Consider the following 23,132-nt stretch of genomic DNA (forward strand, 5'->3'; position numbering starts at 1 on the left):
AGGCGCTATAATGAGAGGGTCGGCAGAAATTCAGGAAAACGTCGAATTTTTCGAAAACGCCAGGCCCTATATACATATTTATGCTGCCCCAAAGCCTAATTTTCCGGAGGAACCTTCATGCCAATCGAAGTCGATGTCGCCATTCTCGGCGGCGGTCCCGGCGGGTATACCGCCGCCGTTCGCGCCGCTCAAGCCGGACGAAGCGTAGTCATTATCGAAAAGGACAAGCTCGGCGGTACCTGCCTGCATCGCGGCTGCATCCCGAGCAAAGCGCTGCTTCGCAGCGCAGAAGTGTACGCTACCGTTCGGGGCGCCGAAGCTTACGGTATTCGTCTAGCCGAGGGCCAAGCGGCCAGCGTGGATTGGAGCGCCGTCATGAACCGCAAGGATGGCGTCGTCGCCCAGCTTCACAAGGGCGTAGAAGCGCTTATGAAGCAGAATCGCATCCAGGTCATTAAAGGCGCGGGCCGACTGACGGGTCCGTCGATCTTTTCTCCGCGCGGCGGCGCCGTCGCCGTCGAGCTCGAGGACGGGGAGTCCGAGACCGTCGTGCCCCGTCATCTCATTCTGGCGACGGGCTCGCGTCCGCGCAAAATAGAAGGGCTGCCGTACGACGGGACAAGCGTCGTGACGAGCGACGAGGCATTGACGTGGCCGTCGCGGCCGGCCAGCGCGATTATCGTCGGCGGCGGCGTCATCGGCGTCGAATGGGCGTCGCTGCTCGGCGACTTCGGCACGACCGTGACGCTCGTAGAGACGGCGGACCGCCTGCTGCCCGGCGAGGACAAGGACATCTCGTCGGAGCTGGCGCGACAGCTTGAGAAGCGGGGCGTGAAGCTGCTTCTGGGCGCCAAGCTGGACGCCTCGTCCTGCGCCGTGACGGAGGGAAGCGTCTCCGTCCGTGTCGAGACAGCTGCCGGAGACGCCGCGACGCTCGAAGCGGAGCGCATGCTCGTATCCGTGGGCCGCATTGGCAACGTCGAGAACCTCGGCTTCGAAAATACGGACGTCAAGGCGAGCGGCGGCTTCGTGACGGTCAACCCGGCGACGCTGCAAACCGGGGAGCCGCACATCTACGCCGTCGGCGGCGTCATCGGCGGCGTGCAGCTGGCTCATGCGGCGATGCACGAGGCGGAGGCGGCGGTCGCGCACATTCTCGGGCAGCCGATCCCCCGCGCGCCAGACCGGGATGTGCCGCGGGCGATCTACAGCCGGCCGGAGGCGGCGGCCATCGGCTGGACCGAAGCGGCGGCCAAGGCCGCCGGCTTCGAGACGCGCGCGGTGAAGCTGCCGATGCGCATCTTCGGCAAGGCGCTCGTGTACGGCGAGTCCGAAGGCTTCGCGAAGGCGGTCGCCGACCGGAAGACGGGCGATCTGCTCGGCGTCCATCTCGTCGGTCCCCATGCGACCGACCTGATCGCCGAAGCCTCGCTCGCGAAGCTGCTCGATGCGGTGCCGTGGGAGATCGGCCGCGCCATTCATCCGCATCCGACGTTGTCGGAGGCGATGCAAGAAGTGATGCAGGCCGTCTCCGGCTCCGCGTCGCACGGTTCATAACACAAGCAGCGCCGGGCTGTCGCCGCGGCGCTGCGCGCACGCGGTTTCGCCCGTTGACTCAGGCGAGACCGTTTTGCGTTGCGGAGCCGGCCGGAGACACGGGGCCCTCCCTTGATCGTTGCGAGGCTGAGCTAATCACCAGTCTCGCGGGTACGCGGTTTCTTTTTAGAACGCGCCGCTGTATAATAGGTTCTAGGTTCAAGTATTAAGACCAGGTTATAACACTAACGACAACTCCTTCAACGAAACCTAAAATTGAAAGCCGGGAGGGACGCTTCATGACCCAGAAAGGCAGCGTAGAACGGCAAGCGCGGCATACCGAGCTGGGCTTGACGGACGAGCGGGCCGTCGCCATGTACGAGACGATGATGCTCGCGCGCAAATTCGACGAGCGCGGCCAGGTGCTGCAGCGCGCCGGGAAGGTGAACTTCCATATATCGGGCATTACGCAAGAGCCGTCGCAGGTGGCGATGGGGTTTGCGATGGACCGCGACAAGGATTGGTTTTTGCCCTATTACCGCGATTACGGCCTCGTGCTGACGGTCGGCATGACCGTCAAGGAGCTCATGCTGGCGCTATTCGGCAAAGGCGAGGACCCGAACAGCGCAGGACGCCAGATGTCCGCGCACTTCGGCTGCCGCCGTCTGCGCATCGCGACGGGCTCAAGCCCCGTCACGACGCAGGTGCCGCATGCGGTCGGCTTCGCGCTCGCCTCGAAGATCCGCGGCGAATCGTCCGTGGCGATCGTCACGTTCGGCGAAGGCTCCAGCAACCAGGGCGACTTTCACGAAGGCTGCAATTTCGCGGGCGTCCAGAAGCTGCCGGTCATCTTCGTTTGCGAAAATAACGGCTATGCGATCTCGGTGCCGCTGTCCAAGCAGACGGCCGGCCGTATCAGCGACCGTGCGCTCGGTTACGGTTTCCCGGGCATTCGAGTCGACGGCCACGATCCGCTTGAGGTTTACCGTGTATTTCGCGAAGCGCATGAGCGTGCGCTGGCGGGCGAAGGCCCGACGCTCGTCGAGATCATGACGTACCGCGTCACGCCGCACTCGACGTCGGACAACGATATGGCGTACAGGACGAAGGAAGAGGTCGACGAAAATCGGGAGAAGGACGCGCTCCCGGCATTCCGCGCGTATTTGGAGCAGCTCGGGCTGTGGTCCGACGCGCAGGAGCAGGCGCTTCAGCAGCGCATCCGCAAGGAGCTCGACGAGGCGACGGCGTATGCCGAGCAGGCGCCGTATCAGTCGGCGGAGGACGCCTTCCGCTACGTGTACGCCGAAGACAACGGGGAGGTGCGCTGACGCATGCCGGTAATCGAATATATAGACGCGATCCGATTGGCCATGAAGGAAGAGATGGAACGGGACGATAGCGTGTTCGTCTTAGGCGAGGACGTCGGACTCAAAGGCGGCGTGTTTGGTACGACCCGGGGACTGCAGCAGCAGTTCGGTGAGGATCGCGCCATCGACACGCCGCTGGCGGAATCCGCGATCGCAGGCGTCGCGATCGGCGCCGCGATGGCGGGCATGAGGCCGATCGCCGAGATGCAGTATTCGGACTTCATGTTCCCCGCTGCCAACCAGATCATCAGCGAAGCGGCGAAGATCCGCTATCGCTCGAACAACGACTGGAGCTGTCCCGTCGTCATTCGCGCGCCGATCGGCGGGGGCGTGTTCGGCGGCCTGTACCATTCGCAGTGCACCGAGTCGGTGTTTTTCGGCACGCCGGGCCTCAAAATCGTCGCGCCTGCAACCGCTTATGACGCCAAGGGCCTGCTTATCTCCGCGATTCGCGATCCGGATCCCGTCCTTTATTTCGAAAATAAAAAATGCTACCGTCTCGTGAGCGGCGAGGTGCCGGAAGGCGAATATACGGTGCCGATCGGCAAAGCGAACGTGCTGCGCGAAGGCAGCGACATTACGGTCATCAGCTACAGCATGCCGCTTCACTTCGCGATGCAAGCCGCCGAGGAGCTGTCCCGCGAGGAAGGCATCGAGGCGCATATCCTCGATCTGCGCACGATCCAGCCGCTTGATCGGGAGGGCATTCTCGAAGCGGCGGCGCGCACGGGCAAGGTGCTGATCGTACACGAGGACAACAAGACCGGCGGCGTCGGCGCAGAAGTCGCCGCGATCATCGCAGAGGAACTGCTCTATGACCTCGACGCGCCGATCCGCCGGCTGTGCGGTCCGGACGCGCCAGCGATGCCGTACAATCCGGTCGGTGAAAAGCAATTTATGCTGAACAAGGAAAAGCTGAAGGCGGCCATGCTGGAGCTGGCGCGATATTAACACCGTCACGGGAAGGAGTTGAACGGACTTGAGCAAAAAGATTACCGAAATCATCATGCCGAAGCTGGCCGAGTCGCTGGAGACGGCGACCGTCGACCGTTGGCTGAAAAAGCCGGGCGACTATGTCGAGATGTATGAGCCCCTTTGCGAGCTGATCACGGAAAAGGTGAGCGCCGAGCTGCCGTCCACGGCCCGCGGCGTGCTGGTCAAGGTGCTGGCCGGCGACGGCGAGACGGTAAATGTCGGCAGCGCGATCTGTCTGATCGAGGAAGAGGAAGCCGATGCGTATGCGGAAATTCCTGGCGGCGCGCTTGCGGCCGGCCTTCAGCCGACCGCTGACGCGGTGCGCGCCGCGGAACGCGAGGCTAACGCCGGTACGGCGGCGACGGAACCGGCTTCGGCGCCTGCCGCAGCTGCAGGCGCGGGGCAAGAGATGCGTCAGCGCTACTCTCCGGCCGTGCTGAAGCTCGCCTCCGAGCACGGCATCGATCTGGCTCGCCTGGCGGGCACCGGCATGGGCGGCCGCATCACGCGCGCCGACGTGCTGGCGGCGGCTGCGTCCGGCGGCGCGGGGGGCACGCAAACGCAGGCGGTTCCGGCCGCGCCAGCGGCTGCGTCCCAGGCGGCTGCTTCGCAAGCTTCTCCGCAGGCTGCGCCGGCGACTGCCGCGACGCAGACGTCCGCGAGCGCCGCGCCTTCGTCCGCGAAGCCGATCGAGCCGATGGACCCCCGCGTGCAGGTGCGCTCGGGCGGGCTTCATCTGTCCGAGTCGCCGCGCATTCCGACGATCGAGATCGAGGGCCACGAAGTGCCCGGCCGCGGCGAATATTTCATCGACGTCACCCCGATTCGCAATACGATCGCCACCCGCATGCGCCAAAGCGTGACCGAGATCCCGCACGCCTGGACGATGATCGAGGTGGACGTGACCAATCTCGTCGTGCTGCGCAGCAAGCTGAAGGACGAATTCAAACGGACTGAAGGCATCAACCTGACGTACATGCCGTTCCTCGTCAAGGCCGCCGTCGGCGCGATAAAGGACTATCCGATCATGAATTCGGTGTGGGCGACCGACAAGATCATCGTCAAGCGCGACATCAACATGGCGCTGGCGGTAGGGACCGAGGATTCGGTCGTCACGCCGGTCATCAAAAACGCCGACCAGAAAAACATCGCCGGCATCGCGCACGAGATCGACGATCTGGCCAACCGCGCGCGCCACGGCAAGCTAAAGCTCGAGCATATGCAGGGCGGCACGTTCACGGTCAACAACACGGGGTCGTTCGGCTCGATTCTGTCGCAGCCGATCATCAACTACCCGCAGGCCGCGATCCTGACGTTCGAATCGATCGTGAAGCGCCCCGTCGTCATCAACGACATGATCGGCGTGCGTTCGATGGTCAATCTGTGCCTGTCGCTCGACCACCGCATCCTCGACGGCGTCATCTGCGGACGGTTCCTGCAGCGGGTCAAGGAAAACCTCGAGAGCTACAGCCTCGACACCAAGCTTTATTGATAAAAAGGCATTTACGTAAACGGCGAGAGGTCGCCCGCGAGCGCGCTAGCGCGGCCGCGGGCGACCTTTTGGCATCGCACGGACAGGTGGCGGAGCGTTTGCGGCGGCATCGGGCTTGCGATACAATAGGGAGGTTAACGGGAGGCGAGATGGACATGAGTATGCTGGACACGGCCAAGCTGGGCCGGATCGAGTACGGAGAAGCGTGGGACCTGCAAAAAGCGCTTATCCGGGACATCGGCGCAGGGGAGCGCGAGGATACGCTGCTGCTGCTCGAGCATCCGCCGACGTATACGATCGGCACGGACCGTCATCCCGAGCATCTGCTGATGTCGCCCGACGAGCTCGCGCGACGGGGGATATCGGTGTTCGAGATCGACCGGGGCGGCGATATTACTTACCACGGCCCGGGACAGCTCGTCGGCTATCCGCTGCTCTATTTGGACGCCGAGGGACTCGATTTGCATAAATACTTAAGAGATCTTGAAGAAGCGCTCATTCGCCTGCTCGCGGAGTTCGGACTCGTAGGCGGCAGGAAGCCGGAGTATACCGGCGTCTGGATCGGCGACCGGAAGGTGGCGGCGATAGGCGTCAAGTTCAATCGCGCGCGCGCAAGACGCGGCTTCGTGACGAGCCACGGCTTCGCCTTCAACGTGAAGCGGGGCGTCGAGCAAGAGGGGTTCGGCGGCATCGTGCCGTGCGGGATCCAGGAATACGGGATCACCTCGCTCGAAGCCGAGACGGGCTTGACGCTTGAGGTCGAGGAGATCGCGGAGCGGGTGCTCCCGCATTTCCGGGACGTATTCGGTTACGATAGCTTGCGGACCGTCACTGAAGCAGCGATCCGATCGACAGCAGCACGGTAGAAGCGATCATGGCGATCAGCATGACGTAGACGACGATTTTAAACCAGCGCTTGTTGTTCATCGGAACCATCCTTTGCGGCAAAATAAGAACTGAAAAGGCATCCTTTTTATTTTAACCGATTTGACGCACGCTTACGAGGAGGATTCGTATGATCCAAAAACAACGGCTGATCGATGAATTCATGGAATTGGTGCAGATCGACAGCGAGACAAAGCATGAGCAAGAGATCCGCAAGGCGCTTATCGCGAAGTTCGAGGCGCTCGGACTTACGGTCGAGGAAGACGACGTTGCGGACAAAATCGGCCACGGCTCCGGCAACCTGTTCGCCTGGCTGCCGGCGTCGACAGGTGCCGAATCCGCGCCGACGCTGCTGTTCACCTCGCATATGGATACGGTCGCGCCCGGCCTTGGCATCAAGCCGCGGCTGGACGACGACGGCTATATCCGCAGCGACGGCACGACGATTCTCGGCGCCGACGACAAAGCCGGGCTTGCCGCGATGTTCGAGGCGCTCCGCGTGCTGAAGGAGACCGGCGCCTCGCACGGTGCCGTTCAGTTCGTCATCACCGTCGGCGAAGAGTCGGGCCTGCTCGGCTCCCGCGCGATGGACGGCTCGCGTCTCAAGGCGAAGTTCGGCTACGCGCTCGACTCCAACGGCAAGGTCGGGGAGATTGCCGCCGCGGCGATCACGAATTCGCGCCAGTACATCACGATCCAGGGCAAGGCCGCGCATGCCGGCGTCAACCCGGAGGACGGCATCAGCGCCATCCAGGTCGCCTCGAAGGCGGTCTCGAAAATGAAGCTTGGACGGATCGACAAGGAGACGACCGCGAACATCGGGCGCTTCGAAGGCGGCGGCGAAGTGAACGTCGTCGTCGACAAAATCAAGATTTATGCGGAAGTGCGTAGCCGTTCGAACGAAAAGCTTGAAGCGCAGGCGGAGCTGATGCGCCAGGCCGTGGCGAGCGCCTGCGAAGAGACGGGCGCATCTTTTGAATTCGTCAGCGAAGTTATCTATCCGGCTTACAGCTATACCGAATCGGACGAGGTCATCCAGATCGCGAGCGCCGCGATCCGCAGCATCGGTCTCGCACCCAGTCTGTTCGCCTCCGGCGGCGGCTCCGACGCCAACATGTTTAACGGCAACGGCGTGCCGACCGTCAACCTGGCCGTCGGCTACGAGGACATCCATACGACGAAGGAGCGAATCAAGGCCGACGACATCGTGAAGGTGACGGAGCTCGTCCTTGCGATCGTCGAAGAAGCGAAGCGTCATTGATTCAAGCGCAAGCCATTTTAAAAAGCCGGATCTCCGGCGGCACAAACTGCCGCGAGATCCGGCTTTTTTAACGACCCAGAAAGCTATAAATCGACAAATAACGCTGTGCAGCGCCTCTTGGGCCTGGAATGCGCCGCAGTCCCGGCAGGTAATGCTGTACAACGCCTCTTCGGCCCGGAATGCGCCGATGTCCCTACTGGTAACGCTGTACAACGCCTCTTCGGCCCGGAATACGCCGAGGTCCCGACAGCTAACGCTGTACAACGCCTCTTCAGCCCGAAATACGCCGCAGTTCCCGACATTTACGCTGTACAACGCCTCTTCGTCCGAAATACGCCAACGTCCCGATCAGGTAACGCTGGATAACGCAGGCTTTTCAGCCGATTGAACGAGCCGAGGCGAAAATGCTTGCCCATCCTTTGCAGGCAATCGTAGGTCATCCTCCGCGCAGGCAGATTGCGAACGGGAGCGGCGGTGTTCAATCGCCCCTGCGGGGCTCCGTTTGCTAACCTGATGGTGTCGATGGGCGGCAAGGTAAGATTAAGATGCAAATGAGAATTGCGGAAGTAACTGTAGGCAAGCGGAGTGAAGATGCCGGACTCAGATGACGTTATTTCGTAAAAAAAGGTGCTATTGCGATCATTTCGGACTGGAGAGTCGTTATTCACCCGGATCCAGGCAAAACAAGGTCTCCAACCCCGCAATAGAGGCTCCCAGGTCCGCAAGAAGGCCGCAAAGCGAGATAGGAACAAAATAAGGGCTCCTCAGTCCGTAAGCTGCGCCGCCATTGCGCAAACGAAAGCCCCAAGCAGCTTTTCAAAGTGAAAGCGGTGAGATTGGCGGGTGACGCAAATGATAATCGCCAGCGGCTTGTATCCAGCGATGAACCGCGAGGGACCCTTTCTCCCGCATGATCCGCCATGTATTGATCATAGCGGGAACAGGGCAGGCCCGATAACCTCGGCGAACCAATCCGGCTGCTTGCGTTTGCGGCTGTCCTGCGTCAACACCGCTACAAGCTCCGCTTGGGGGACGACGTAAATAAACTGACCGCCGAAGCCGCGCGCGTAGTAGTAAGGAATCGATCCCGGCCTCCCATTCCTCACGTTCGATGAAAGGACGGACAACCCTTCGGCATCCGCACCGGAAGACGGAGACGGGGAACTGTCCTGCGCCGTGCGGTTATGCTCCTCAGACGGAACGTCCCAGGGCTCGGCGCTTGCACCCTGCTTGTCGGGGACATCGCCCGGCGTATAGGTCCCGCACCACCAGTGCCAGGCATAAGCGCCGTCATAGGGCGGGCTCGCCTGCACGACGGGCTGTACGGCAGCATCGGCGAGCTCGGCCGAATAGAGCCGATGCCCTTCCCAGCGTCCGCGCTGCAGCTGGAGCTGCCCCAGTTTGAGCATGTCGGCGGGACGCAGACGAAGTCCGAAGCCGCCCGTATGGATGCCCTGCGGGTCGGTCTCCCAAGCATAATCGTCGATGCCGAGCGGTCCGAACAGCGCCCGTTCGGCGAACGCCGCGACCGTCATGTCCGCCGCCCGGGACAAAATCGCGGACAGCAGCTGCGAGACGCCCGAATTGTATGTCATTTTATGACCGGGCGCTTCGGAGAGCGGCTGTTCGAGGACATGCCCGACCCAGTCGGGCGTGTGCGTCATGCGCGGAAAGCTGTTCAAGCCTCCGAACTCCTGCCAGCGAATGCCGGACGTCATCGTCAGCAGGTGCAGCAGCGTCATCTCCCGTTTTCGCGTGTCCGGGTCCAAGGCCAGCTGTGGGAAAAACAAGGATACGGGCGCACCGGCCGGAGCAGGCAGAACACCGCGATCGATCGCGATGCAGAGCAGCATGGACAGGACGCTTTTCGTGCAGGAATTGATCTTAGCCGGCGTCTGTGCCATGTCCGGATCGCGGTATTGTTCGAATATGAGTCGGCCTTGCCGGCTGACCAGACAGCTGCGGAGCGAATACGGCACGATCGCCGCACGTAATCGATTCAAGTCCAAGGGCGATCACCTCGCGTGTTTTTGCGTTTTGCTCTATTTTACCCGATTCCGGCTTCGCGGACAGGCTGTTTACGACATACCTTTTCATCGTTAGTAAAATTTATAAGTAAATTTACAAAAAAAGCACGGTGCGTTATTATAAAAGGAAAACGCTTGCCGAAAGGGAGAAGGACGATGATTGCCTTAAAGGACATCGCCAGAATCGCGGACGTATCCATATCGACCGTGTCGAACGTTTTGAACGGACGCAAAAATGTCGGTCAGGAGACCCGGGAGCGCATTTTGCGGATCTGCGAAGAGTACGGCTACGATACGAGCGGCGCGGGGAAGAAGGCCAAGGCAGGACAGAGCAACACCGTGCTGTTTATTTTCAGCGATTTCGACCGGGACTTTTATATGAAAATTATAGAAGGAATTAGCGATTGCTTAACGGAAAATGGCTTCAATCTCGTCGTCTGCACGAACAAGTCGAGCGCTGACTTTATGCGTTCCAGCTTCGCCGGCGGCGCGATCTGTCTCGACGGGAGCATGACCGATGCCTTTCTGGCGGGGGTGGCTTCGAAGGAGATGCCGGTCGTCGTCATGGATCGGATCATGGACGGCGGTCAGGCCAACGCCAAAAGCGTCGTCGTCGACAATTATCCGGTCATGTGCGAGCTCGTTCAAGCGCTTGTCGATCGCGGCATGAAGCGCTTCGGCTATATCGGCGGCCTGAGCCATACGCTGGACAACAAGGAGCGGTTTGCCGGCTTTGCGGATACCCTGGCGAATAATCGAATGACTTTTGATCAAAAATACTACTATCACGGCAATTACCGCGAAAACAGCGGATATCAAGCTGCGAAGCTCATGCTGCTCAGCAACGATCTGCCCGATGTCGTCGTCTGCGCGAACGACAGCATGGCGCTCGGCGCCATCAAAGCGTTCGAGGAGCATCGCGTACGCGTGCCGGAGGACGTGTCTGTCACAGGCTTCGACGATTCGGCGATCGCGGAGATGGCGGGATTGACGACAGTCGCGATACCGAGATACGAAAGCGGCTATATCGCCGCCAAAAAGCTGCTTGAGCTGATCGGCGGACAGCCGGCCGAAACCGGTCCTTTTAAAATGGGTGCCACGGTACGGTGGAGAAAAACAGTAAAGTAAACTTGTTTTATTACATCAAATAAATGATTTTTACTGAATATTTTACTTATATTTTTGATAAAAACGCTTCCTTCTTCGTTGACAGCGATTTCAAAAGCTTATATAGTGGGTATATAGTCAACATGAGTGATGATTTTACTTCACAAAATGAAATTGGGGGGCGTTTTACTTGAAATTAGTAAAAAACGTTTCGGTTTTACTAACGGCAACCGCTGTCGTCGGCATGCTCGCGGCATGCGGCAACTCGAATGGCAACAACAATGCGGGCGCTAGCGGATCTGCTGTCGCCAGCGGAAGCGCAAGCGCCACGGGCACGGCTTCGGCGGCGCCCGAGAAGCTGAAAAAAATCTCGCTCTTCCAATCTAAAGTCGAGATCGCGGAGCCGCTCGAGAAGCTGGCCGACACGTACAAAAAAGAAACGGGCAACGAAGTGGAAGTATGGGGTTCCGCCGGAGACGCCTACATGACCCAACTGCAGGCGAAGCTTGCCGCAGGAGAAGGCCCGACGATTTTCAGCGTAGGGACCGGAGCAGAAGCGGAGAAGCTGAAGTCGTATTACGCGGACCTTTCCAACGAGCCGTTCGCTAAAAATATTGCGCCGGACATGGCGCTCAAGGACGGCGACAAGATCGTCGGCGTGCCGTACGGTGTCGAAGGCTTCGGTCTCGTCTACAACAAGAGCCTGATCGATCCGAAGGACGTCAAGGACGTCGACGCGCTGACGAAGGCGCTCGAGAAGTTCAAGGCCGAGGGCAAGAACGGTCTTAGCCTCTCGCAGGAAGCTTACTTCCTGATCGGACATATCATCAATACGCCGTTCGCGCTGCAGGCCGATCCGACAGGCTTCATCGACAAGCTGAACAAAGGCGAAGTGAAGATGGCGGATACGAAGGAATTCCAGGAATTCGCCAAAGTGATGGAAGCGATCCGCGCGAACAGCGTCAATCCGATGGAAGTGAAGTACGATTCGCAAATGGGCGACTTCGCCATCGGCAAGACGGCGATGGTCCACCAGGGCAACTGGAGCTACGGCATGCTGAAGGACTACGGCGATCTCGGCTTCGACATCGGCATGATGGCGCTGCCGATCGCCGGCAACGACAAGATTGCGGTCGGCGTGGCGAGCAACTGGGTCGTTAACAACAAGGCCGATGCCGATCAAATTAAAGCAGCCTCCGCATTTTTGAACTGGATGCTCACAAGCGATGCCGGTAAAAACGCGATCGTGAACGAATTCAAGTTCATTCCGGCGATGACGAATATCGATGCGGGCGATCTGGACCCGCTGTCGCAGACGGTGTTCGAAGCGACGAAGGCGGGCAACACGATCCCGTGGGCGCTTAACTACTTCCCGCAAGGGATCATCGTCAACGATCTGGCCCCGGCAGCCCAGCAATTTTTCCTCTCCAAGGACATGACAGGCGAGCAGTTCCTGCAAAACCTGGATAAAGCTTGGGCGAACGGAGCGAAATAAAAGAAGCCTTGACCGAAGGCGAGACGAAAGCCTAACCCGATACTGGCGTTAGGCTTTCGTTGTAGTCGGGTCATTGCCATTCATTCGAATCGAGGTGATTCCCTTGTCCAAAAACAATAAGGGCTGGTTTGCTTTATTTACCGTACCGCTGCTGATCGTCTTCACGACGGTCGTTATCCTGCCGTTTATTATCGGCATCGGCTATTCCTTCGTGTCCTGGGACGGCATCCCGGCGAATCCGAAGGTGTTCGTCGGACTGGACAATTATGCGACCTTGTTCCATGATGACCGCTTTCTTAATTCCGCATGGCGGACGATTGAATTCACCGTGCTCGCGCTCATCCTCGTCAACGTGCTCGGGCTTGCCATCTCGCTGCTTGTCACGATGAAGCTTCGCGTCAGCAACGCGGCGCGGACGATGTTTTTCCTGCCGAACCTGATCGGCGGTCTGATTCTCGGCTATATTTGGCAGTTCATTTTCACGGACGTATTCAAATTTTTAGGCGACAAGACGGGGCTCGATTCGGTGTTTTTTAATTGGCTCATCCATCCGCAGTTCGCCTTGTATGCGATGGTTATCGTATTCACCTGGCAGATGGCCGGCTATACGATGATCATCTACATCGCCGGCATCCAGGGCATTCCCGACGAGCTGAGCGAAGCCGCCCGGGTTGACGGCGCTAATCTGTGGCAGCGGCTGACCCGGATCGTATTTCCGCTGCTCATGCCGTCATTTACGATCTGTCTGTTCCTTACGCTGTCCGGCGCATTCAAAATTTTCGACGTCAACCTGTCCCTCACCAAAGGCGGACCGAACAATGCGACCGAGCTATTCGCAATGAATATTTTCAATGAAATATTCGGCTACGGCCACTATGGCCTCGGACAGGCGAAGGCGATCATATTCTTCATTCTCGTAGCTGCGGTCACGCTGACGCAGGTCGTCATCACGAAGAAGAAGGAGGTCCAGTACTAATGAACAGAGCGAGCCGAACGACCGTCAGCACGCTGCTGATCGCCCTGGCGCTGGCCTTCCTGTCGCCGATCTACCTGATGCTCGTCAATTCGTTCAAGGACCGGGCCGAGCTGTACAAAAGCGCGCTTGCGCTTCCTTCGTCCTTCAGCTTCCAATATTACGCCAAGGCGATGGACAAGATGAATTTCTTGACCGCCTTCGGCAACTCGCTGTTCATTACGATCGTCTCCGTGATTTTTATCGTCGTTCTCTCCTCGATGACGGCCTGGATGCTCGTTCGTACGGACAATCGGCTAAGCCGGATTATTTTCCTCGTATTCGTCTCGACGATGCTGATCCCGTTCCAGACGCTGATGATGCCGCTGATGCAGGTGATGGACTGGATCCGGACCACGCTGCACATTCCGATGCTCAATACGCGCGGCGGCCTCATCTACATGAACATCGGCTTCCATGCGAGTATGGCGGTATTCCTGTTCCACGGCTTCATCAAGTCCGTGCCCGTAGCGCTTGAGGAAGCGGCCACGCTGGACGGCTGCAGCAAGTTCGGCGTGTTTTGGCGAATCGTTTTTCCGATGCTGAAAACCATTACGATCACGGTCGCCATCCTGGACGTCATCGCGATGTGGAACGACTACCTGCTGCCTTCGCTCACGCTGTCCGACAAGGCGCTGCGCACGATTCCGCTCTCGACGTTTTACTTTTTCGGGGAATTCACGATCCAGTGGAATCTGGCGATGGCCGGGCTCACGCTTACGATCATTCCGGTCGTCATCTTTTATATGTTCGCCCAGAAATACATTATCAAGGGCATCGCCGCCGGCGCGGTCAAGTAAGCGTAATAACGGACGGTCGACATCGAGACAAGACTTCAGCTTGGGGGTAGGGCAGTGGCTGCGAACAAAAAAGTGTGGTGGAAAGAGGCCGTCGTCTATCAGGTTTACTGGAGAAGCTTCTTCGATACCGACGGCGACGGCGTCGGCGACCTTGAAGGAGTTATTCAAAAGCTCGATTATATCCGCGAACTCGGCGTCGACGTCATCTGGCTGAACCCGGTGTACGAATCGCCCGATCTCGACAACGGCTACGACATATCGGATTACGAAGCGATCATGCCCAAAGCGGGTACGATGGAGACGTGGGACCGGCTGCTCGCCGAGACGCACAAACGAGGCATGAAGCTGATCATGGACCTGGTCGTCAACCATACGTCGGACCGGCATCCGTGGTTTATCGAATCGCGTTCGTCCAAGGACAGCCCGAAGCGCGACTGGTATATATGGAAGGACGCCAAAGAAGGCGGCCCGCCGAACAATTGGCGATCGTACTTCGCGCCTTCAGCCTGGCAATGGGATGCTGCGACCGGGCAATATTATTTTCATTCGTTCGCCGTCGAGCAGCCCGACCTGAACTGGCACAATCCGGACGTCCGGCAGGCGGTATACGGTATGATGCGCCGCTGGCTGGACCGCGGCATCGTCGGCTTCCGCCTGGACGCGATCGCGCTGCTGGCGAAGCCCGAAGGCTATCCGGACGCGGAGCGCCCTGAGGATATCCGGTATTTGACGAACAACCCGGGCCTGCACGATTTTTTGCGGGAAATGAATGAACAGACGTTCGCGGGCTACGATATCGTAACGGTCGGCGAAGCGGCATTCGTGACGCCGGAGGAAGGACTGAAGTTCGTCGGCGAGGATCGGGGCGAGCTGGATATGCTGTTCCACTTCGAGGTGTGCGACGAGATGCCGGAATGGGATATGCTCCGCTTTAAGCGTATACAGCGACGCTGGTACGAAGGCTTGTGGGGTAAAGGCTCGAACTCGCAATTTTTGAACAATCACGACCATACGCGGCAGGTTACGCGCTACGGCAACGACGGCACCTACCGCGTACAGTCGGCCAAGCTGCTGGCGACGATGCTGCACACGCTGCCCGGCATTCCTTACATTTACCAGGGCGAGGAGATCGGAATGACGGGCGTCCGCTTCGAATCGATCGAAGATTACGACGATATTGCAATGCGCAACCGGTATGCCGAGGAAATCGGGAAGGGAAGCGATCCGGCCGAAACGCTGAAACGCCTGCAGCCGCTCAGCAGGGACAACTCGCGTACGCCGATGCAGTGGAACGACTCGCCGAATGCAGGCTTTACGTCGGGCACGCCCTGGATCAAAGTCAATCCAAATTACCGCGAGCTGAATGCGGCGCGCGACCTCGCCAATCCGGATTCCATCTATGCGTATTATCAAAAGCTCATCAAACTCCGCAAAGAAAACGAAGTGATGGTGTACGGCGACTTCGAGGAATGGCAGGCGTATGCGGACGACGAGCATTTGTACGTCTATACGCGTACACTGGACGGCGTATGCTGGCTGATCGCGCTTAACCACGGAGACGAACCGGCGAAGCTTGCTTGGCAAGGGAGCGCCGAAGCTCGGAAAAGACGGCTATTGCTCGGCAATTACCCGGTGAGCGGAGAAGACGAGGAAGCGGGCGAGCTGACGCTGCGTCCGCACGAAGCGCGCATTTATGCGCTTGAATAAGAAGAAAAAGGGACGATGTCGCCTGTTTGGCGCTCGACCCTTTTTGCGCTGTTGGCCGCTTATCCGACACTCGTAGCGCGCGCGGAAACTTCCGGATCCGTCGACTGCACCGCGTCGGCCGGCTTCCGGTACCGCGCATTGCCCACCGAGAGCGCGACGATCGCGCCTGCGATCATGACGATAAGAGACAAGACGAAGCCGTGCGAGATCGCACCGCCGATCTCGCCGCGCATGAAGGCGAGCAAGTCCGCGGGCAGCTTGGATGCGCCTTTGATGACCGTCTCCGGATTCGCCAGCGTGCCGGCTTGATCCGAAGGAATGCTGAACTTGGCGATCGCTTCCCGCGAGCTGTCCTTGAGGCTTGCATTGACGAGCACGGCCATGACGGATGCGCCGATGACGCCGCCGATGTTGCGCCAGAAGCCGACGACAGAGGAGGAGATGCCGATATAGCGCGGATGAACGGACATGGCGACTGCAGTCTGGCCGAGGCTCATGAGCGGACCGATGACGCCGAGACCGAGCAGGATCATAATAGCGATGACCTGCCAATATGCCATATCGGGAGACAGGTTCATAAGCAGGACTGCGGCAACGACGCCGAGCGCCATGTTGGCGAACAACACGGTGCGGAAACGCAGGCGTGCGACGAAAAATCCGGATACGATCGCGCCGGCGATCAGGGATGCCATCATCGGCGTCAAGATACCGTTCGAGTTTGATTTTCCGAGAACGGCCGTCGCATAAAGCGGAAGATAGGCGATTGCCGAAAACATGATGACGCCTTGGCAGAAGCAGAGCAGGCTGACGCCGAGTACGAGCCGGTTTTTAAAAATGGACAAAGGAAGCACGGGCTCTTCCGCCTTCAGCTCCACGGCGAGGAACGATGCACCGGCGATCGCGCCAAGCGCGAACAAGCCGAGGATCTGCCAGGAGCCCCAGGCATAATCTTTGCCGCCGAGCTCAAGTGCCATGAGCGTGGAGACGGTGGCGGCGACGAGCAGAAGGGCGCCCCAATAGTCGATACGCGGTTTTTTATCCGCCTTCGACTCGCGAAGCGAGAAAACGAGCACGAGCATCGAAGCGATGCCGATCGGCACGTTCACGTAGAAGCACCAGCGCCAGCTCATCTGCTCGGAAATCAACGTGCCGAGCTGCGGACCCGCCACGGAGGACAGGCCGAATACGGCGCCCATCACGCCGGACAGCTTCGCGGCCTGCTTCGGGTCTGCGAACAGCGTGAAGATGATCGAAAAGGAAATCGGGAACACCGAGCCGGAGCCGACGCCTTGGATGACGCGAAACCAGATCAGCTGGTCGATCGTCTGCGCCATTCCGCATAGCGCGGATCCGAGTAGGAACAAGCCGATGCCGATCAAATAAAATCGTATGCGGCCGAACATGTCGGACAGCTTGCCGAATATGAGCATCGTACTGGTGGAAGCGAGCATGTAGGCAGTGAACACCCAAGATACTTTCTCGAACCCGCCGATGTTCTCGATCACCTTGTTCATGCTGGCGGACACGATCGTGTTGTCCAGCGAAGCCATTAACAGGCCGAGCGCCATCGATAACACGATCAATCCCGTTTTTTTGGATACGGTCGACATTGGTGAAAATTCTCCTCTCATCTAACTTGCAGTAGACTTCAGGGCTTCCGGCTTTAAGCGTCCGACCCCGTAAGTCGCTTCAGCGCCTCGCGCAGCGTATGGCCCTTGGATGCGTTCAGCTCGATGCCGATATCCAGGCACAGCGTTTTCGAAGCCGGCGCGCCTTCGGCCCAATCCGCTTTCATTTGATTCAGGTGCACGGCGGCCGCTTCGGCTTTGCCGATCTCGTCGCGAATCCAGTCCGCGAGCGTCTCCTCGTCCGAATACTCGCCGAAGAACATTCGGACAAGGAAGTCGGAGCGATAGCTGTCCTTCTCGACGGGGGATTGCAAATATTTCGCGAAGTGCGCTCTGCCCTCCGTGGTCAGCGAGTACACGTTTTTATTCGGTCGTCCTTCCTGTACGACGCTCTCTTTGGCGATATAGCCCATCGCTTCCATCTTGGCGAGTGTTGGATAGATCGTGCCGAAGCTGGCGTCGAAAAAAAACGAGAGCGGCATCTCAAGCTTTTGCTTGATCTCGTAGCCGGATAGCGGGCCTCGGTGCAGCAAGCCCAAGATGACATCTTGACTGTTCATGGGGTAGTTCTTCCTTTCGTTCATGTCTGAGTGTAGGGTCATTATATCGATATGATATATATCGTGTCAATATATAAAAAAGAGGACCGAGTCGCTTGGTGGCGATTCGGTCCTGTATTTGCGCACCGGACGGGGCTTATCCCGTTCGCTCACACGGCTGGGTTTGCGGCGATGAGCGAAGGGGATGAGCCCTCCCCGGCACTGCGGATGCAGATAGATGAGCGAAGGGGATGAGCCCCCTCCGGTCCTCGCGGCGGTAGATAGATGAGCGAAGGGGATAAGCCCCCTCCGGTTCTCGCGCCGACATCAATTCGCGGTGCAGAGCCCCCTGGAAGTCAGCTTAGGAGCGTGACCTGATTTCCTGGCGCATAAAAGCGACGTAGGCGGCGGCGAACGAGACGGTCGTCTCCGCGACGATCGCCACGACCTGCGGCCATACGAGCAGCAGGCTCTGGCCGAACGAGAGCGGCGCATTGATGGCCAGGTAGGCTTGATCCTGGGTGATAAACGGGTTAAGCGTCCGCGTGTCCGGCAGCATGAGCGTCGAGGCCGCTTCCTGGAACAAATAGGCCGGCGACAGGCGCGAGAGCAGCATCATCCAGTCCTGATGACGGATGACGACGCTGGCGGCGGCCGTATCGGCAGGCGACGTCGCGTTGCCCACGAGGCTGACGATCATGCCGTAGAACACCAGGAAAAAAATCCACAGCGCGATGCCGCACAGCGCCGAGGTCGCCGCCTGGCGGAACCGGACGGAAAATAGCAGCGACAGATTCAGCCACAAGCCGACGTACACGACCGTGATCAGAAGCATGACGACGACGCGCCAGAACTCCTCCGGCGTCGGCGGATAGCCGATCGTGAACAGCCCCATGCCCATAACGAGGAAGCCCAGGGAAAAGATAACGACCGCGATGAGCAGAAGCCCGGCGACGAACTTGGCGTTCAGAAAGTCGTCTCTGTACAAGGGCTGGGAAAGCAGTCTGCTGAGCGTGCCTTTATTGCGTTCGGTGTTAACGGAATCGAAGCCCAGCGCGATGCCGATCAGCGGCGCCAGGAAGGACAAGAAAGTCAGGAAGCCCGGCAGCGAGCCGTCCGTTTCGGTGAACATTTTCAGAAAAAGAAAGCTGGAGCTCCCTTCGCCGGACGCGGCGCTCGCCGATTGCCCGTCCTTCAACGCGGAGACGGACGCATACAGCGAGCCGGCGCAGGCGAGGACGACGATCGCGAGCAGGATGACGAACCGCCAGCTGCGGATATGATCGCCGAATTCTTTGCGGACCATGACCCAAAATGGGGAAGGACCGCGGCTTGCGGCTGACGTCGGCGGCCCTTCTCTTGAGCCGGCAAGCGCGGGCTTCAGCTTGTCAATGAAGTTGGCCAACGGTATTCCCTCCTTCGAAATAACGGTGATAAATCTCGTCGAGCCCGTAGCGGAGCGGGCGCAAGCCGAGGAGCGACGCTCCGCTGCTCACGACCGCGGCGGCAAGCTCGGCGGCGATATCGTCCGTGCCGGTGACGCGAACGGTCACGAAGCCGTCCGACCGGTCCGTAGCCCTAAGGGCGTCCGTCTCCTGCAGGTCGACGGCGGTGACGCGATCAAGGCCTCGCAACGCGTTCGCGAGCGCATCGGACCAGCCGCCGACGTCCAGCTCGACCGCATAGGACGAGCTGCCGTCCAGCAGCTGCGACAACGCGGCAAGATCGCCGGACGCGATGAGCCGGCCGCCGACGAACAGGCCGACTCGGTCGCAAATTTGCTGTACCTGGTGCAAATGGTGCGAGGACAGCAGCACGGTCAGCCCCTCGTCGCGGCTGAGCTCCCGAATGAGCGCGAGCAGCTCTCGCACCCCTTCGGGGTCGATGCCGAGCGTCGGCTCGTCGAGAATGACCACTTCGGGCCGCTTGATCAGCACGTCGGCCAGGCCGAGGCGCTGCCGCATGCCTCTGGAATAGGCGCCTGTTTTTTTGCCCAAAGCGGCGCCCAGCCCCACTTTGTCGAGCAGCTCGACCGCCCGCCGCCTGGCTTCGGCTTCGGGCACCCGGTTCAGCATGGCCGTATACATCAAGTTGTCGAGACCGGTCCGATCCTCGTAGAAACCGATGTCGTCGGGCATATAGCCGACTCTTCGCTTTACCTCGATCGGATTGCGCGTAGCGTCGATGCCGCATACGCTCGCATGACCACTCGTAGGCTCTGCGAGTCCGAGCATCATGAGGATGGTCGTCGTTTTGCCCGCGCCGTTCGGCCCGAGCAGGCCGAAGATTTCCCCCCGGCGGATGTTCAGGTCGAGCTCGGACACGGCGGTGAATTCGCCGTAGCGCTTGGTCAGACGGCTAAGCGCGATTACCGTATCCTCCATGGCTCAGCGCCTCCCGTACTTGCGGAACAGCCAGTAAACGCCGGCCAGCACGACAAGAATGATGAGCACGCCGATCCAGCCCCACAGCACCGAGGTTTTGACCGTTACGCGGATCGCGGCGTCGGCCGATTTCTCGGCCGCCTGCGCGGTCAGGCCGACGACATAGTCCCCGGACAACGATTTGTCCGAGCTGTGAATCGTGGCCGTGACGGGCACCGACTCTCCCGCCTTGATGGACGGAATCGTCTTCGGCTCGAACGTGACCTCCCAATCGGTCGGCGCGGTGTTCGTCAGGCTGACGCCCGTCAGCTCGGCGGTTCCCGTGTTCTTCACGGCAAGCTCAAGCGTCCGTTTGCCGCCGGCCGTCACATTCGTGCTGAGCACCTGGTTGCTCGTCGACAGTTCGATGCCGTAGGTGCCCGTGATGACGGCTTCCATCGTTACGTCGGCGGAGGTGCTGCTGTTGGAGGCGTGGACGGGAATTTTGTACGTTTGCGCCGCGGCTTTTTCGGAAGGCGTCAGCGTCAGCGTAATGGATGAAGTCGCGTTCGGCTCGATGTCGACGGCCGTCACATTGTTGCCGCCCGAGCTGAACCGCGCGTCCCAGCCGGCCGGCGGCTCGGCGGTCAACGCGTATTGCTGCTTGCTGGCGGTCCGGTTGGCGAGCGTCAGATTATAGGTGAAGGTCGAATCGCTGTGGCCTTCCATATTCGGCTGCTCGGCGCTAAGCTCGGTCTTGTAGGTGCCCTGCTCGGTTACGTTGATCTTGAGCGTGAGGCTGCCGAACGCGCCGGCGTTCAGTTGAAGCGCGTAGCTGCCCTTGGCGACTTCGAAAGGCACGAGCACGCTAAGCGATGCCGATTGCGTTTCGTGCGGCTTGACTGCGACTTCGGAGATGGGGTGGCCGCCTGCGGTCAGGTCGGTTTTCCAATCCTTGGACGGCGGCGTGAAGCTCAGCGCGGCTGTCTGAATGCCGTCGCCGTCGTTGATCAGGTCGATATCGTACGTGATCGATTCTCCCGGCGCGGCCGACAGGCTGACATAAGGCGTGTACAGCTTGGCGGTTCCCGCGGCGGAAGCGGGCGCGGACAATCCGAGGACGCCCAGCGCCATCAACAGTGTCATTGCGATGCTTGCCCATTTTTCCAATCTTGGCTTGATCATGACTTTCAAGACCTCCCGGCAATATATTTTTCACCTGGAGTACGCGGGAGAGATCGTTCCGGATTTAGGATTAGGCCGGTTTTTTACATAAAAAAACGCTTAAAGCAAGCTTAAAATCAGATAAAAATCGCGCCTGACCTGTACGCGGACCGGCCTGGATCTGCTATGAATATAGTAAAAACGTCTGTCGACGGAGGGGAACGAGCGACATGAACGGGACTTCGGCGGAGACTGTCCTGGAGATGGCCGAATGGCTGAAAAAAATGGAGGAAGGCGATCCGCGGGCCTTCGAAAAGCTGTACGAGCAGGCCGTACCCTATTTGCTGCCGCTGGCCTGCCATATGCTCGGGGACCGGATGGAGGCGGAGGACGCCGTCCATGACGTGCTCCTCGGCGTGATCCGGTCTCCTGGGCGCTACGACGCTTCCCGAGGCTCCGCGCAAGCCTGGCTCGCCGTGCAGGTGAAAAGCAGATGCCTCGACCGGCTGCGCAAGCGCAGCAGGACGGTGCTGCGCGGCGAGGCCGAGGAGCCGGCCGCCATTGCCATGCCCGCCGCGCAGCCGGAGACTGCGGTGCTCGCGCGCATGGAGCGCGAAGCGGTGCGCAGCGCGCTCCGGCAGCTTCCGGGCGTGCAGCGCGGGGCGCTGGCGGCCGCGTACTTCACGCCGCGCAGCCAAAAGGAGCTGGCCGATGCGTGGCAGGTGCCGCTCGGCACCGTCAAATCGCGCGTGCGCTACGGCTTGGGCCACCTGCGCAAGGCGCTCGACCGCATGGGCTGGGGTGCCGGAGAAGGAGGCGACGACCATGCGTGAGCGATCGTGCGGCGTTCCGGAGGAGCGCTGGATCGACCTGCTTGAAGGCCGGCTGAGCGAACGGGATGCACAAGCGCTTATGGCGCATAAGGGGGGATGTCGCGACTGCCTCGCTACGTACGCGCAGTGGGCGGAGCTGCTCGGCGCCGGGAGCGGCGTTGCGCCCAGGCTGGCAGGGCAGGCCGGGCCGCGTCCGAAGGCTGCGCAGGCGGATGCGGCCGCGCTGCCCGGCGCTGCGCCGGCGTTGTCGCCTGGGCGGCGGCGCAGCCTGCTGCTGCGCGCGGGCGTCTACGCCTTCGCCAGACGCGCGGGGCGCGTTTGGCGCGCGGCAGCGAAGCGGCCGGCGCTTGCCGCGTCTTGCGGACTCGGAGCGGCCGTCGTCGCTACGCTTCTGCTGCTGCACCCGTTTGCAACCGACGGCGGCAAAGACGCGGGGAGCGAGCTTAGCCCCGCCGGCTACGCTCGCCTGCATGAGCCGGCAGGTGCGTCGGTTCTCAGCGAGCCCGACACGGTCGTGTACAAATCCGGAGAGGACGGGCGCCAGGGGATGGCGATCGGCTTGCCCGGAGGCGCGAAAGAGACGCTGTGGCTGAACGCGCGCACGCATGAGCTTTTTCTGCTGATGGAAGGACTGCTGCCTTCGGCTCGCACCGACGTTCAGGCATGGGCGAGATTCGGCGCGACGAACGCCAATCTCGGACTGCTGAGCTTTCACGACAGCCGCGCGCATTTGTATGCCGCGAACGTCCGGCCCGAGGAGTGGGAGTCTGTGCTGCTCACGATCGAGCCTAAAGGCGGCAGCGCGATGCCGACCCGGCCCGAGACCGTATCGATTCCGCTTCGCGAGGCGACGGAATGAGACGCGTCAAACATACCAACGGTTCGATGCCGTAATCGGACTCGGCCTGCAAATGGTCAGCATGGAGCCTGATCGACGTTCT

Annotated in this window: 20 protein-coding genes; 13 read left to right on the top strand and 7 right to left on the bottom strand. The window is 60.2% G+C overall.

The annotated features are described in order from the left end of the window. Positions 1 to 117: 117 nt before the first annotated feature. The 5 genes from lpdA (at position 118) to lipB (ending at position 6,236) form a co-directional block, all read left to right on the top strand. Positions 118 to 1,557 carry a dihydrolipoyl dehydrogenase gene (lpdA, locus tag KVT38_RS05405; protein WP_217592669.1) on the top strand — a complete coding sequence of 480 codons (1,440 nt, stop codon included), beginning with the start codon at positions 118 to 120 and terminating at the stop codon, positions 1,555 to 1,557. Positions 1,558 to 1,835: 278 nt separating this feature from the next. After that, complete coding sequence (locus tag KVT38_RS05410) at positions 1,836 to 2,864, top strand: thiamine pyrophosphate-dependent dehydrogenase E1 component subunit alpha (protein WP_217592670.1); 1,029 nt, start codon at positions 1,836 to 1,838, stop codon at positions 2,862 to 2,864. Positions 2,865 to 2,867: 3 nt separating this feature from the next. Beyond that, positions 2,868 to 3,854, top strand: a complete 987-nt coding sequence (locus KVT38_RS05415; protein WP_217592671.1) for an alpha-ketoacid dehydrogenase subunit beta — start codon at positions 2,868 to 2,870, stop codon at positions 3,852 to 3,854. Positions 3,855 to 3,909: 55 nt separating this feature from the next. Beyond that, positions 3,910 to 5,370 carry a dihydrolipoamide acetyltransferase family protein gene (locus tag KVT38_RS05420; RefSeq protein ID WP_217592778.1) on the top strand — a complete coding sequence of 487 codons (1,461 nt, stop codon included), beginning with the start codon at positions 3,910 to 3,912 and terminating at the stop codon, positions 5,368 to 5,370. 149 nt (positions 5,371 to 5,519) lie between these two features. After that, positions 5,520 to 6,236, top strand: a complete 717-nt coding sequence (lipB, locus tag KVT38_RS05425) for a lipoyl(octanoyl) transferase LipB (RefSeq protein WP_217592672.1) — start codon at positions 5,520 to 5,522, stop codon at positions 6,234 to 6,236. On the opposite strand, the gene prli42 is transcribed toward lipB, so the two are convergent. After that, on the bottom strand, positions 6,199 to 6,297 hold the full coding sequence (gene prli42, locus KVT38_RS05430) for a stressosome-associated protein Prli42 (protein WP_217592673.1): 99 nt from the start codon (positions 6,295 to 6,297) through the stop codon (positions 6,199 to 6,201). The genes lipB and prli42 overlap by 38 nt on opposite strands. 88 nt (positions 6,298 to 6,385) lie before the next feature. Between prli42 and KVT38_RS05435 the strand changes: the two genes are divergently transcribed. Continuing rightward, positions 6,386 to 7,516 carry a M20/M25/M40 family metallo-hydrolase gene (locus tag KVT38_RS05435; RefSeq protein WP_217592674.1) on the top strand — a complete coding sequence of 377 codons (1,131 nt, stop codon included), beginning with the start codon at positions 6,386 to 6,388 and terminating at the stop codon, positions 7,514 to 7,516. A gap of 929 nt (positions 7,517 to 8,445) precedes the next feature. Here KVT38_RS05435 and KVT38_RS05440 read toward each other — a convergent pair. After that, the gene (locus tag KVT38_RS05440; RefSeq protein WP_306795290.1) at positions 8,446 to 9,519 is read right to left on the bottom strand and encodes a serine hydrolase domain-containing protein; all 1,074 of its coding nucleotides are present in this window, start codon (positions 9,517 to 9,519) and stop codon (positions 8,446 to 8,448) included. A gap of 180 nt (positions 9,520 to 9,699) precedes the next feature. On the opposite strand from KVT38_RS05440, the gene KVT38_RS05445 reads away from it, so the two are divergent. The 5 genes from KVT38_RS05445 (at position 9,700) to KVT38_RS05465 (ending at position 15,664) form a co-directional block, all read left to right on the top strand. Then, positions 9,700 to 10,671 carry a LacI family DNA-binding transcriptional regulator gene (locus KVT38_RS05445; protein WP_217592676.1) on the top strand — a complete coding sequence of 324 codons (972 nt, stop codon included), beginning with the start codon at positions 9,700 to 9,702 and terminating at the stop codon, positions 10,669 to 10,671. A 169-nt stretch (positions 10,672 to 10,840) separates the two neighbouring features. Further along, entirely contained in the window at positions 10,841 to 12,145 is a 1,305-nt protein-coding gene (locus KVT38_RS05450; protein WP_217592677.1) for a sugar ABC transporter substrate-binding protein, read from the top strand. 103 nt (positions 12,146 to 12,248) lie between these two features. After that, positions 12,249 to 13,121 carry a carbohydrate ABC transporter permease gene (locus KVT38_RS05455; RefSeq protein WP_217592678.1) on the top strand — a complete coding sequence of 291 codons (873 nt, stop codon included), beginning with the start codon at positions 12,249 to 12,251 and terminating at the stop codon, positions 13,119 to 13,121. Then, a complete protein-coding gene (locus tag KVT38_RS05460) occupies positions 13,121 to 13,957 on the top strand; it encodes a carbohydrate ABC transporter permease (RefSeq protein WP_217592679.1) in 837 nt (278 codons plus the stop codon). The genes KVT38_RS05455 and KVT38_RS05460 overlap by 1 nt, the downstream gene beginning before the upstream one ends. A 54-nt stretch (positions 13,958 to 14,011) precedes the next feature. Beyond that, the gene (locus tag KVT38_RS05465) at positions 14,012 to 15,664 is read left to right on the top strand and encodes a glycoside hydrolase family 13 protein (protein WP_217592680.1); all 1,653 of its coding nucleotides are present in this window, start codon (positions 14,012 to 14,014) and stop codon (positions 15,662 to 15,664) included. A 59-nt stretch (positions 15,665 to 15,723) separates the two neighbouring features. On the opposite strand, the gene KVT38_RS05470 is transcribed toward KVT38_RS05465, so the two are convergent. The 5 genes from KVT38_RS05470 to KVT38_RS05490 form a co-directional block, all read right to left on the bottom strand. After that, positions 15,724 to 17,274 carry an MFS transporter gene (locus tag KVT38_RS05470; RefSeq protein WP_217592681.1) on the bottom strand — a complete coding sequence of 517 codons (1,551 nt, stop codon included), beginning with the start codon at positions 17,272 to 17,274 and terminating at the stop codon, positions 15,724 to 15,726. Positions 17,275 to 17,327: 53 nt separating this feature from the next. Continuing rightward, positions 17,328 to 17,852 (bottom strand): PadR family transcriptional regulator, encoded by a 525-nt coding sequence (locus tag KVT38_RS05475; protein WP_217592682.1) that lies wholly within the window; start codon positions 17,850 to 17,852, stop codon positions 17,328 to 17,330. A gap of 340 nt (positions 17,853 to 18,192) precedes the next feature. Further along, the gene (locus tag KVT38_RS05480; protein WP_254639016.1) at positions 18,193 to 19,236 is read right to left on the bottom strand and encodes an ABC transporter permease; all 1,044 of its coding nucleotides are present in this window, start codon (positions 19,234 to 19,236) and stop codon (positions 18,193 to 18,195) included. Beyond that, positions 19,220 to 20,215, bottom strand: a complete 996-nt coding sequence (locus tag KVT38_RS05485) for an ABC transporter ATP-binding protein (RefSeq protein ID WP_217592683.1) — start codon at positions 20,213 to 20,215, stop codon at positions 19,220 to 19,222. Before KVT38_RS05485 ends, KVT38_RS05480 begins: the two co-directional genes overlap by 17 nt. A 3-nt stretch (positions 20,216 to 20,218) precedes the next feature. Further along, complete coding sequence (locus tag KVT38_RS05490; RefSeq protein WP_217592684.1) at positions 20,219 to 21,379, bottom strand: COG1470 family protein; 1,161 nt, start codon at positions 21,377 to 21,379, stop codon at positions 20,219 to 20,221. 209 nt (positions 21,380 to 21,588) lie between these two features. Between KVT38_RS05490 and KVT38_RS05495 the strand changes: the two genes are divergently transcribed. Then, the gene (locus KVT38_RS05495; protein ID WP_217592685.1) at positions 21,589 to 22,191 is read left to right on the top strand and encodes an RNA polymerase sigma factor; all 603 of its coding nucleotides are present in this window, start codon (positions 21,589 to 21,591) and stop codon (positions 22,189 to 22,191) included. Continuing rightward, a complete protein-coding gene (locus KVT38_RS05500) occupies positions 22,184 to 23,050 on the top strand; it encodes an anti-sigma factor (protein WP_217592686.1) in 867 nt (288 codons plus the stop codon). Before KVT38_RS05495 ends, KVT38_RS05500 begins: the two co-directional genes overlap by 8 nt. The last annotated feature ends 82 nt before the right edge of the window (positions 23,051 to 23,132 follow it).

Origin of the sequence: Cohnella sp. GbtcB17 (genome assembly GCF_019091135.1) — a bacterium.
In the GTDB taxonomy this organism is placed as follows: Bacteria; Bacillota; Bacilli; order Paenibacillales; family Paenibacillaceae; genus Cohnella.

Bases quoted from the DNA above. Each gene is read 5' to 3' on its own strand.
- lpdA (WP_217592669.1), top strand. From the start codon at position 118: ATGCCAATCGAAGTCGATGTCGCCATTCTCGGCGGCGGTCCCGGCGGG.
- KVT38_RS05410 (WP_217592670.1), top strand. From the start codon at position 1,836: ATGACCCAGAAAGGCAGCGTAGAACGGCAAGCGCGGCATACCGAGCTG.
- KVT38_RS05415 (WP_217592671.1), top strand. From the start codon at position 2,868: ATGCCGGTAATCGAATATATAGACGCGATCCGATTGGCCATGAAGGAA.
- KVT38_RS05420 (WP_217592778.1), top strand. From the start codon at position 3,910: ATGCCGAAGCTGGCCGAGTCGCTGGAGACGGCGACCGTCGACCGTTGG.
- lipB (WP_217592672.1), top strand. From the start codon at position 5,520: ATGGACATGAGTATGCTGGACACGGCCAAGCTGGGCCGGATCGAGTAC.
- prli42 (WP_217592673.1), bottom strand. From the start codon at position 6,297: ATGAACAACAAGCGCTGGTTTAAAATCGTCGTCTACGTCATGCTGATC.
- KVT38_RS05435 (WP_217592674.1), top strand. From the start codon at position 6,386: ATGATCCAAAAACAACGGCTGATCGATGAATTCATGGAATTGGTGCAG.
- KVT38_RS05445 (WP_217592676.1), top strand. From the start codon at position 9,700: ATGATTGCCTTAAAGGACATCGCCAGAATCGCGGACGTATCCATATCG.
- KVT38_RS05460 (WP_217592679.1), top strand. From the start codon at position 13,121: ATGAACAGAGCGAGCCGAACGACCGTCAGCACGCTGCTGATCGCCCTG.
- KVT38_RS05470 (WP_217592681.1), bottom strand. From the start codon at position 17,274: ATGTCGACCGTATCCAAAAAAACGGGATTGATCGTGTTATCGATGGCG.
- KVT38_RS05475 (WP_217592682.1), bottom strand. From the start codon at position 17,852: ATGAACAGTCAAGATGTCATCTTGGGCTTGCTGCACCGAGGCCCGCTA.
- KVT38_RS05485 (WP_217592683.1), bottom strand. From the start codon at position 20,215: ATGGAGGATACGGTAATCGCGCTTAGCCGTCTGACCAAGCGCTACGGC.
- KVT38_RS05490 (WP_217592684.1), bottom strand. From the start codon at position 21,379: ATGATCAAGCCAAGATTGGAAAAATGGGCAAGCATCGCAATGACACTG.
- KVT38_RS05495 (WP_217592685.1), top strand. From the start codon at position 21,589: ATGAACGGGACTTCGGCGGAGACTGTCCTGGAGATGGCCGAATGGCTG.
- KVT38_RS05500 (WP_217592686.1), top strand. From the start codon at position 22,184: ATGCGTGAGCGATCGTGCGGCGTTCCGGAGGAGCGCTGGATCGACCTG.